The sequence below is a fragment of the Mesorhizobium sp. M0771 genome (assembly GCF_040320155.1).
Lineage (GTDB): Bacteria > Pseudomonadota > Alphaproteobacteria > Rhizobiales > Rhizobiaceae > Mesorhizobium.
In genome coordinates, this window is the sequence record NZ_JAMYPC010000052.1 from 1 (window position 1) to 6,204 (window position 6,204).

Consider the following 6,204-nt stretch of genomic DNA (forward strand, 5'->3'; position numbering starts at 1 on the left):
GGAGTCAGTGCTGAGCTTGCCCCGAGCGACTGGGGAGGGGTTGAGAAACGCCGTGCAAACAAGGGGCCGATTGAGGACGGCGGCTGGAGCGTCTTCATTAGTGACTGGACCGATTCCAAACTTGGCAATCCGGTCAGCTTGCCTTTGCTCCTAGCAAATGGCGAAGACGGTTATTATGGCTGGCCGACGAACGATGAATACGAGGCTCTCCGGGCCAAATGGGCATATGTCGAAACACTCGATGAACGCCAGGCACTGGCCCGTGAAATGCAACGCCTCGCGTGGGACTTCGTTGGCACTGTCATGTTCGGTCAGTCTATGCTGCCCGTCGCTCGCCGAAAGTCCCTCACTGGCCTAGTTCATGTTGCGTCGAATACACTCCCAATGTGGAACATGCAGAAAGTCTCGGTCTGATGGCGGCCTACATCTTACGCAGGTTGGTTTCGGCCATAGCCGTCATGGCGATGGTCGGGATCTTTGTTTTCCTGCTGGTCAGACTGGTACCGGGAGATCCGGCGGCGGTAATTGCCGGCCGCAACGCGACCGCCGAGGTAATCGCCAACATTCGCGAACAGCTTGGGCTGAACGCGCCGCTGCCGGTTCAGTTCATCCATTGGGTGCGCCAGATGCTTGGCGGCGATTTCGGCATCTCGATATTGAACGGACGGCCGGTTCTCGAGCTCATCTCGCAGCGGCTTGAAGCGACCGTTTCTCTGTCGATCCTGACGATGATCCTTTCGGTAACGGTCGGGGTCTCCTTCGGCATCCTCGCGGCATGGCGATCTGGCGGTCTCATCGACCGCATCCTTGCGGCCTTTTCGGCACTGGGTTATTCCGTCCCGGTCTTTGTCATTGGATATTTTTTCATCTACTTCTTCGCCTTCAGGACTCACTGGCTTCCGGTCCAGGGATATGTACCGGTCGATGGTGGCCTCAGGCCTTGGTTCGTCCACCTGATCCTGCCTACCGTCGCTTTAAGCCTTTCCTCCATTGCATTCATCGCCAGGGTCACGCGGGCGAGCATGCTCGATGTTCTGTCGGAAGACTATATGCGAACGGCCGCTGCTAAGGGCGCTTCGTCCTATGCAATGCTTTTCCATCATGCCTTGAAGAATGCCGGGGTCCCTATCCTGACCGTCATTGGCATAAGCTTTGCTTATTTGATCGGCGGCGTCGTCCTCACGGAGACGGTGTTCAACATCCCCGGTGTCGGTCGCTTGGTCGTGGATGCGATCAACAACCGTGATTACCCGATTATCCAGAGCGTGCTTATCCTGACTTCCGGTCTGTACGTCCTTGTCAATCTCACGGTCGATCTTGCGTATACGCTGATCGATCCGCGCATCAGGTACTGATATGACGCTCCTCTCCGCACCAGTTGAAGCCGTGCCGATGGGTCGGCTGCAGGTATCTGACTTTCCCCGCCTGGCGAGGCGGCATCCGCTCGTCCTTGCAGGCGGCGGCCTGTTGGCGCTCCTCATCATTCTGGCGCTCGCCGCCCCGCTTTACGCCGGCGATCCTGTGAACATAGATCCGTTCAAGCGCCTCCAGCTGCCTTCCGCCGAGATGTGGTTCGGTAGCGACAATCTGGGCCGTGATGTGTTTGCCCGAACGATTTTCGGCGCGCGGATCTCCCTCATGGTCGGATTGCTGTCGGCGACCTGCGCAGCCGTTGCTGGGCTTCTGACCGGCATCCTGGCCGGCTACAACCGCACGTTCGACAATATTATCATGCGAGTCATGGACGGCCTGATGTCGATCCCGACGTTTCTGCTCGCCATTGCCCTTATTTCTCTGACCGGCCCCGGCATCGGCCTCCTCATCGTCGCCATAGCGATCCCCGAGACGCCAGCCGTCGCTCGGCTGGTTCGTTCGGTGGTTCTGAGTGTTCGCGAGCGTCCCTATGTGGAGGCCGCCCTCTGCGGCGGTGCGCGCCTGCCCAAAGTGCTGTGGCGGCATATCCTGCCCAGCACCGTTCCAGCGCTCATGGTACAGAGCGCCACTGTCTGCGCCAGTGCGATCCTGACGGAGGCAGGGCTGAGCTTCCTCGGCGTCGGCGTGCCGCCCGAGATTCCGAGCTGGGGCAACATGATCGCCAGTTCGCGCCTCTATCTCTCCATCGCGCCTATGACGATCTTCGCTCCCGGTATCTGCCTTGCGGTTACGGTTCTTTCGGTCAACCTGCTCGGGGATGGTTTGCGCGATATGTTCGATCCCCGCGCGAAGCGGAGGCACTGACACGCTGATGCATAAAACTGACATGCAAATGCATAAACCCGTGGCAGAAGACATACTTCTCGATGTCCGAGATCTTGAGACGCACTTTTACGGCGAAGAAAGCGTCACCCGCGCACTGGGTGGCATCAGCTTTCGGGTCAAGAAAGGCGAGACGCTTGGGGTCGTTGGCGAATCGGGATGCGGGAAGAGCGTTACCGCCCTCTCCATACTTCGCCTGCTGCCGAAGCTGGCCGCCAGGACCGTCGGCGGCGAGATCCGCTTCCACGGACGCGACCTTCTTAAGCTGTCCAATTGGGAAATGCGAAAGATCCGCGGTAACGAGATCGCCATGATCTTCCAGGAGCCGATGACGAGCCTGAACCCGGTCTATACGGTCGGCCACCAGATCGCGGAGGCGGTGCAGATCCATACGAAAGCGTCCCACTCGGTGGCGATGGCCAAGGCCGAAGAGATGCTCCGTCTCGTCCGCATCGGGGATCCCGAGCGTCGCGTCAACAACTATCCCCATGAAATGTCAGGCGGCATGCGCCAGCGCGCCATGATCGCCATGGCTCTCGCCTGCTCACCGAAACTGTTGATTGCCGATGAGCCGACGACCGCGCTAGACGTCACGATCCAGGCGCAGATCCTGCGGCTGATCGTCGATCTCAAAGAGCGCACGGGAACGGCGGTGATGTTCATCACGCATGATCTGGGCGTTGTAGCCGAGACATGCCAACGCGTGATCGTGATGTATGCTGGCCGGATTGTAGAACAAGCGAAGGTCATAGATCTGTTTGCGCGTCCGGCGCATCCCTACACTCAAGGGCTCATGCGATCGGTGCCTGATCCACGGCGCGGTCGTCAGCGCCGCCTTCCAGAAATTCCCGGCATCGTCCCAAGTTTGCGCGAGCCAATGGTGGGCTGCAGCTTTGCGCCACGCTGCCCGTTCGCGATCGGTATTTGCCGCGAGAAAACACCCATCCTGCGTCACGTCGGCTCGAGCCACGCGGCAGCTTGCTGGCGCGCCGAAGAGGTGATGGGCGCATGAGTGGTCCTTTGCTGAAAGTCGAGAAGCTGACCAAGCACTATCCGCTTGGCTCGGGAATCTTCAAGAAAAGCATTCCGGTGATCCGGGCGGTGGAGGATATATCCTTTTCCGTCGAGGCAGGTGAGACGCTCTGCATCGTTGGCGAATCCGGTTGCGGCAAATCCACTGTCGCGCGGCTATTGATGCGGCTCGTGGATCCGACAGGCGGACGCGTCCTAATCGATGGGGCCGATATTGCGGGCCTCAAGAAGCACGAGCTGCGCGCGCATCGCCGTCGAATGCAGATGGTGTTTCAGGATCCTTACTCGTCGCTGAACCCGCGCCTTACCGCCGGACAGATCATCACCGAACCGGTGGAGAATTTCGAGCGTCTGAGCCGCAAGCAGCGCTACGCTCTTGCTGCTGACCTTCTCCAGAAGGTTGGAATGTCGCCCGAGATGATGCAGAGGCTTCCGTCCGAATTGTCGGGCGGTCAGCGCCAGCGGCTCGGCATCGCACGCGCCCTGTCGCTCAACCCCTCTCTCATCATCGCCGACGAAGCGGTGTCAGCCCTTGACGTCTCCGTGCAGGCGCAGATCTTAAACCTGCTTCTGGACCTTCAGCAGCGGATGGGCATCGCCTTCGTCTTCATCTCGCATGACCTCGGGGTCGTGGAGCATATCGCGCATCGCGTTGCCGTCATGTATCTGGGGCGAATCGTGGAACTCGCCCCGAGCGAGGCGCTATTCGCGAAACCGGTCCACCCCTACACCGAGGCGCTGATCGCGGCTGCCCCGGTGCCGGATCCCACCCGAGTTCGGCTGGAGGTGCCCGTGGAGGGCGAGGTGCCAAGCCCCATCAATCCTCCGAGCGGCTGCGCGTTTCATCCGCGCTGTCCACTCGCGGTCGAGCGGTGCCAAATTGAGGTGCCGCCTTTGGTCCGCTTGGCAGATGGCCGGGTCGTGGCCTGTCATGTACGCGCACCCTCTACAGACATGTCGGCTGGGGAGCGGCAAATCTTTCGACACACCGTTCCTGAAGCAAACGCATTATGATTAAGGAGGATTCCGCATTTCTCCAACGCTTCCAGATTCGCCGGAGCAGGCTCAAAGGGAACCTGTAGGAGAGCCAGACTGCATGGGCGATTATCTGCGGGTGCAACGGGAGATCGCATGCTCAGAGACCTTAGGTGGTCGACCGTGAACATTCCGGGATCTAACCGGCGACCGGCTTTGAGTTGAAGCAGAGCGATCAGGAGCGACAAAAACCTTTCAGCCATCTGAGCAGGAGGGAGAAGTTGCAGCCGGAGGCGGCCAGGATGGCGTTGAGGGCGTCGCCCTGCCGGCCGGCGAGGTAGTTGGGATCTGTGCGGTGGTCGGCCTTGATGTGGCCGATCACCGTATCACTGCGCAGCATAAGGGAATCGCAAAACCGAATTGCAGGAGAACAGCGCCAATAGTGCAATTCAATAGCCGCTATCCGCCTCGATCAAGATGCCAGATCCACGGCTTGCGGATACCCGGCCGACTAAGCGGCTCAGGGAATGTGACACGTGGCGCTTACGGTTGGCATCCGTGGGCATTTTTGATCGCCCTGAACGCCAATTACTTGTACGCAACCACCACGAGGCGCCGGCCATGGGATTTGAACTCTCCGCCTTCTTGTCCATAGGCTTCAACAGTCTCAAACCCCGCGCTTCGCAACATGCGAACATATTCAGAAAACCCGTAGTGCCTGACAGAAAGACGCATTCGTCTAACGCATCCATTTCGGACTATGATTCTCTCAGAGTTGCAGCGATCGGCTAGTGCGTCGTAATTGCTTATATCCATTCTTAGATCATCGTTACGCCGCACGATCTCGTACGAATATGATTTGTCGCTTATCAACGAGTAGCGATTGAGTTGATCGATTAGCAGGCACCCGCCTTTTCGCAAAGAACGGGCCGCTTCATGAAGAACTTTCTCGTTGTCGGCTTCACTGAAGTATCCAAACGTTGTGTACCACAGTAACACAACGTCAAAGCGGTCTCTCCAGGGAAGTGAGCGCATATCGCCAAGAACGTACTCAACATTTACCCCACGTTCGGCTGCATCTGCTTCGGCTTTTTTTAGGAGGACCGGCGACGCATCCAGCCCCGTTACCCGCGCTCCTTTTCCCGCCAGCCGGTTGGTAATCCGTCCATAACCGCATCCTAGTTCAAGAACTGGGCCGCCTTCCTTAAGCGAAAGTAGCTTCCAAATTGCTTCAACCTCCCGATCGGTTTTCTCGGGAGAATTTACGGCGTCACCAAAAAATAAATAATCGTCGCTGAAGTATGATTCGAGTTCTAGTGAAGAAAGCGGCTTGCTGGCCGTGTCGCAGCTCATGTGATTCTCCATGTTATTGTACAGGCCGGCGGGTCAATGCGATCCTGGTGTGCAAGGCCAATATTGCATGGAGGAGAGCGTTTAAGTGATAATATTTTGTATTCTTTTTTTATTACTTACAAAGCTTTTGTTAACGGTTATTAAGGCGGCTACTCGTAGTGGCGACCTTGTCGGTAAGACGTTATGTCATTTCTGGTTACCACCTGTGAGGTGGTTCGTCCTACACTGGCAGTGTTGAAATGAGGGTTGCTCGTCGCGGTGAAGGATCGCACCCGCAAGCGGCAGGAAATCTTCCCTGTGCGACATGGGCAAGAGTCGCAGTGCCGGAAAGAGTAGCGCGCCTGGAAAAAGCAATCGAAGACGGCCTGCTCGACTGGCCACCCGCGCCGGTAGTCCAACGCTTGCATAAGCCGGAGTCGAAGAAGCCGGGCTGCAAGCCGCGGCCCGAAGGTCTCCCGCGAGAGTGCGTCCGGCATGAGCTGCACGAGGAGCAAACAACTTCCTCGGACCGAGCTGCGCCACCAATGACATTGCGACCCTCGAGCACCAGCACCTTCAGGCCGGCTTTCGCCAGGTAGCAGCTGCAAG

7 protein-coding genes and 1 pseudogene are annotated in these 6,204 nt (G+C 58.2%); 5 read left to right on the forward strand and 3 right to left on the reverse strand.

The window, feature by feature from the left end:
- From NKI05_RS31840 to NKI05_RS31860, 5 genes and pseudogenes are all read left to right on the forward strand, one after another.
- A pseudogene (locus NKI05_RS31840) lies at positions 1 to 414 on the forward strand (ABC transporter substrate-binding protein); the annotation flags it as partial.
- On the forward strand, positions 414 to 1,355 hold the full coding sequence (locus NKI05_RS31845) for an ABC transporter permease (protein WP_352794178.1): 942 nt from the start codon (positions 414 to 416) through the stop codon (positions 1,353 to 1,355). The pseudogene NKI05_RS31840 and the gene NKI05_RS31845, both read left to right, overlap by 1 nt.
- A 1-nt stretch (position 1,356) precedes the next feature.
- On the forward strand, positions 1,357 to 2,238 hold the full coding sequence (locus tag NKI05_RS31850) for an ABC transporter permease (protein WP_352794180.1): 882 nt from the start codon (positions 1,357 to 1,359) through the stop codon (positions 2,236 to 2,238).
- A gap of 7 nt (positions 2,239 to 2,245) precedes the next feature.
- The gene (locus tag NKI05_RS31855) at positions 2,246 to 3,268 is read left to right on the forward strand and encodes an ABC transporter ATP-binding protein (RefSeq protein WP_502898787.1); all 1,023 of its coding nucleotides are present in this window, start codon (positions 2,246 to 2,248) and stop codon (positions 3,266 to 3,268) included.
- Positions 3,265 to 4,302, forward strand: a complete 1,038-nt coding sequence (locus NKI05_RS31860) for an ABC transporter ATP-binding protein (RefSeq protein ID WP_352794182.1) — start codon at positions 3,265 to 3,267, stop codon at positions 4,300 to 4,302. The genes NKI05_RS31855 and NKI05_RS31860 overlap by 4 nt, the downstream gene beginning before the upstream one ends.
- 196 nt (positions 4,303 to 4,498) lie before the next feature.
- On the opposite strand, the gene NKI05_RS31865 is transcribed toward NKI05_RS31860, so the two are convergent.
- The 3 genes from NKI05_RS31865 to NKI05_RS31875 all read right to left on the reverse strand — a co-directional run bounded on the left by NKI05_RS31865 (position 4,499) and on the right by NKI05_RS31875 (position 6,190).
- Entirely contained in the window at positions 4,499 to 4,663 is a 165-nt protein-coding gene (locus NKI05_RS31865; protein WP_502898788.1) for a hypothetical protein, read from the reverse strand.
- 188 nt (positions 4,664 to 4,851) lie between these two features.
- Positions 4,852 to 5,616: a class I SAM-dependent methyltransferase gene (locus tag NKI05_RS31870; RefSeq protein WP_352794183.1), complete on the reverse strand. Its 765-nt coding sequence runs from the start codon at positions 5,614 to 5,616 to the stop codon at positions 4,852 to 4,854.
- Positions 5,617 to 5,836: 220 nt separating this feature from the next.
- Positions 5,837 to 6,190, reverse strand: coding sequence for a hypothetical protein (locus NKI05_RS31875; protein WP_352794187.1), 354 nt, complete (start codon positions 6,188 to 6,190; stop codon positions 5,837 to 5,839).
- Between the last annotated feature and the right edge of the window lie 14 nt (positions 6,191 to 6,204).